We start from the raw sequence: 1,304 nt of genomic DNA on the forward strand, positions 1-1,304 counted from the left end.
TGACAGTTGATCGCGGGGGTGGCGCCGTCTTTTTCTTCTCAGCAGCATCCGCAAGCGGAAGACCGTTGGTTCGCACGGAGGGTGCGGGGTGCGTGCGTCACGCGCCGGGGGCCCCTGCTCCGAACACATCGGGCATATGACCGCAGTCCTGGCCATAAAATGCCGATAGCGTGGACAGACTCACTAAATGCCGACCGAGGGCACCATCCTGGCCAGCGCCTTTCGAATGCGGCGCCGGCCAAGGCGACGTAGGTCGGCTGACGGAAGCATTCCCGGTCAGGACAGCGCCCTGCTCGGGCAGGGGCATTGGCGCAGGTGAGGTCGCTTTCTCGCTTCGCTTGTGACGATCAGCTGTCAGAGCGCTGCCCCTTCCCCACGAGGGTCATGCGCCCCCGAGCTGCCCGTCGCATCGATGCGGATCGCGCCCGCACAGCCGAAAATCAGGGACAGGGCCGGCAATTCGGCGGTCTCATGGCCAAGCGCGGTCAGGGCCGAGATGGCTGCCGAGCCCAAGGACGCCTCGATCTTAAGACTGTCGCGACTGTCCGAAAAGGTGCGCCCCAAAAGGAAGCGTGGTTCCGCCAAGGCCTCGGCGGGTGAAAGCCCCAGATCGATCAGGGCGGTCAGCAGCACGGCGAGGGTCTGGGGCTGTCCATCCGCGCCCTGCGTCCCATACAGCAGATGCGGCACCCCGTCCCGCAGAGCGATCCCGGGATTGAGCGTATAGAATGGCCGCTTGCCGGGGGCGATGACATTGGGATGCGCCGGATCGGTCGAGAAGCTGGCACCGCGATTGTGCCAGATGATCCCCGTATCGCCGATGACACAACCACTGCTCCAGTCGAAATAGGTGCTCTGCAGGACGGATGCACAGCGCCCCTGCGCATCCGTCGCGGCAAAGAACACCGTATCGCCGTGCTTGACGATCGCGGGCCAGACCAGGGCGCGTTCCGGACAGATCGCGGCAGCCTTGGCGTCCAGCCGACCGGGATCGAGCAGGGCTTGCGTGTCGACGCGCGCATGGTCGGGATCGGCGATCCCGGCGCGATCCAGAAAGGCCTGTTTGACGGCCTCGACCAGAAGATGCATGCGGGCGGTGGGGTCGCGGGGAACCTGCAGGCGGTCAAGGATGCCCATGATCGCCAGCGTGGTCACACCTTGCGTGGGCGGGGGTGGCGCAAGCAGCCTCATGCCCCGGTAAGATTGGGCCAGAGGCTGCGCCTCGCGGCAGCGCGTCGCGGCCAGGTCGGCGGCGGTGAGGGCTGATCCGGCCTTGTCCAGCCCCTGCGCGACGCGCTGCGCCA

The 1,304-nt window shown here is 66.6% G+C and carries 1 protein-coding gene; it reads right to left on the reverse strand.

What is annotated here, in order from left to right:
* Positions 1-354: 354 nt before the first annotated feature.
* A partial coding sequence (locus EG885_RS22280) for a gamma-glutamyltransferase (protein WP_207392394.1) occupies positions 355-1,304 on the reverse strand: 950 nt, incomplete at its 5' end.

The organism is Paracoccus nototheniae, from assembly GCF_004335005.1.
Lineage (GTDB): Bacteria > Pseudomonadota > Alphaproteobacteria > Rhodobacterales > Rhodobacteraceae > Paracoccus > Paracoccus nototheniae.